At 65.2% G+C, this 2,727-nt stretch carries 1 protein-coding gene; it reads right to left on the bottom strand.

All coding sequences use genetic code 11. The annotated features are described in order from the left end of the window. Positions 1-2,727, bottom strand: a 2,727-nt coding sequence (locus ABEL04_RS09675) for a FlgD immunoglobulin-like domain containing protein (RefSeq protein WP_375802187.1), incomplete at both ends; no start/stop codon positions are given.

The following is a 2,727-nucleotide window of genomic DNA, read 5'->3' as shown; positions in this document are numbered from 1 at the left end:
CTGCCGCCTTCACACGAACGATGTAGACGCCGCTCGCGGCGGCCGATCCGCTGCCGCCGCGCCCGTTCCACCGCACCCGGTGGAGCCCCGCCTCTTGCCGCCCATCCACAAGGACACGCACGCGCCGCCCGAGAAGATCGTACACCGTCACCGTCACGGGGCCGGCCTCGGGGAGCGCGTACTCCACCATCGCCTGCTGCCGGAACGGATTCGGGTAGGTCGGCCACAGCTTCAGCGACTCGGGACGGAGGTGGGCCCCCTTCTCCTCCACAAACGTCTGACTCCCGGTGAGGAGCGTCCACCGCGACGCATTCTTGTCCGGATTCACGGTCACAGACGAAGGGCCTCCTAGGTCGTGGGTCGCGCCGGTCTGCTGGTTCACGAGCCGCACCTCCGGTCCCATGCTGCCCGCCACATTCTCAACGGACAGTCGGATGGGCCCCTCCAACTTCGACCGCAGGGACAATTCGTACATCTCCCCCGCCCCGTCGTCCGCGGCCCGAATGGAGCGCGCGAGGGTACGACCGCGGGCACCCACCTCTGCGTCCTGTGCCCGAACGTGCAGGCTCAGGGCCGCAAACTTCGTCGTGGGGGCGATGGCGTCCTCCGTGCCTACCCCGTCCTCCGCGTCGTTTGAACGCCCAACCCGCACCGTCGAGGTCGCATCGTCGGGCCCGTGGGCCGTGACGGAGAGCAGCGCACGGTGCTGCTTCGAAGATGCGTCGCTGGCACCGTCCGCACCGATCGCGTACGGAATCCTGAGATTGGTCCGTCCCGTCTGGTTATAGAAGTAAAAGGCCTCCCCCGCCTTTGCGGAGGCAAAGGTGCTGGCCCGGCTGAAGCTTCCGTCGAAGCGCCAGAGGGGCTGCAGCGATCCGCCATTGGCCGCCTCCACGTTGCTCCACGCCACGTCCGTGTCCAGCGGGTTCGAGATGATATTCCACCCCTCCCGCAGGGAGACGACCGCGGCCTGCCCGGCTGTGGTCTCCCGGAGCGGCACCGTCGAGACCTGACCGCTCACGTTCCACGATGATTCGCTGATGGCCCAGAACCCGCGCCCGGGACGGAGGTCAAAGGTCGAGGAGCCGTCAAACTTCTGGAGGTGGTTCTCTGCGGAGCCGTCGTCCCAGTACGCCTGCCACGCGTCGCCCGCCTCGCCGTCGAACGTTTCCGCAAGGCCCCGGTCCACCTCTCCCGGCAGGGCAATGAGCCGGTAATCGTTCGGGTCCTGCCCATCGCCGAACGAGCGTGAGGCCTGGATTGTGAGCGTCTCGGGATACTGGAGCGCCAGTACCGCGGCGGTGGCGGGGCTCCGTAGGCCGTCGTTGTCGCGGGCCGCAACGCGGTAGTAGTACGCCGCCCCCGACGTTACCGTCGAGTCGTCGTAGCTCGTCGTCTGCGGCCCGACAGTTGCAATGCGGGTCCCCGTCGTGTCGAAGTCGGCCGCGGTGCTACGGTAGATTTGATACCCCGTCACGTCGCCCGCCGTGCTCGCCGACCAGGAGAGGGAGACGACCGTGCCGTCGTCATTAAAGGAAGTTTCCAGGCTCGTCGGGGCCTCCGGCGGGGGAACCGCCACCGTCCACGGCACGAGGCCCGCCTCGGGGAAGTCGACGGGCTCGCTGGTGTAGACGTGAAACTCGCCCGGCGCCATCGAAACCGCCGCATCCTGCTCCGCACTCTCAATGTTGACCTCCTGCCCCGTAAAGTAGTCGTACCACGTGCCCGTCGACGGAAACTTCGTCGCCACATCCCGCGCCGTCACGCCCATGTTGCCCACCACGACGGCGTCCATGCTGTCGTGTTCGAGCACAATCCGCCGTCCGTAGTCCCCATTCCCCACCTTCATGCTCACGTCCGTCTGCAGCGACGTGAAGACCTCCGACCGGGTTCGCAGATCAATGAGCGCCGACCAGGTCTTATAGAGCTTCACTCGGCCGGGATTCTGGTCTGGATCACTGTATTCCCACCGGATGGGCTTCGGGGCCGTGCGACCCGGATCGCCCGCCGAACAGGCGTCGCTCGGCTTCAGGCATTCATCAGGGCCCCAGCCATATCCCAGCTCCCCAAACTGCCACATCATACGGGGCCCTGGCACCGTGAAGTAGAAGGCCCCGACGAGCTTCTGCCGGTTGAGCGCCGTGTCAAGGGTGCGCGTGCTGTAGTTTCCGGCGCTATTGCCGAAGGCCTTTTTGCGCCGCATGAGCCACTGCTCGTCGTGGCTCTCCATGTAGGCAATGTAGCTGGGCTGGTCGTAGCCGGAGCGGTTCTCATAATAGGCGGCTGAGAAATCAGACGAAAAGTCTCCTCCCTCCAGAAAGCCCATGTCGGACTGGCTGTAGGGACGGTTCATGTTGTGCCAGGTCATCATGCTGCCCGTCTCTCCGGCGCGATACCCCCCGAGCTCGTTTTCTACACTGGGAGAGCCGAAGAATTCGAGGATCATGTAGGTGTCGGCGTCCACAGTGTCCCAGACGTGGTCCGATACGCTCTTCCAGCCACTCGTTACGGCGTCGGTGTAGCCGCTCTCCCCAACGGTCACCCCGTCGTCCGCAACACACTTCGCGAGGTCGAACCGGAAGCCGTCGACGTTAAATTCTTCGATCCAGTATTCATTGGCCCGATCGATGTACCGCTTGATGAACGCGCTTCCGTGGTTCAGCTCATTGAAGAAGTCGTCGCAGAAGCCCCGATCAGCGGTCGGATCCTCGTCGGGCGCCGGCTCCA

Source organism: Salinibacter sp., from assembly GCF_042218895.1.
In the GTDB taxonomy this organism is placed as follows: Bacteria; Bacteroidota; Rhodothermia; order Rhodothermales; family Salinibacteraceae; genus Salinibacter.
The sequence above is the reverse complement of the archived record's forward strand: the minus strand, read 5'-3'. Positions and strand labels throughout refer to the sequence as shown.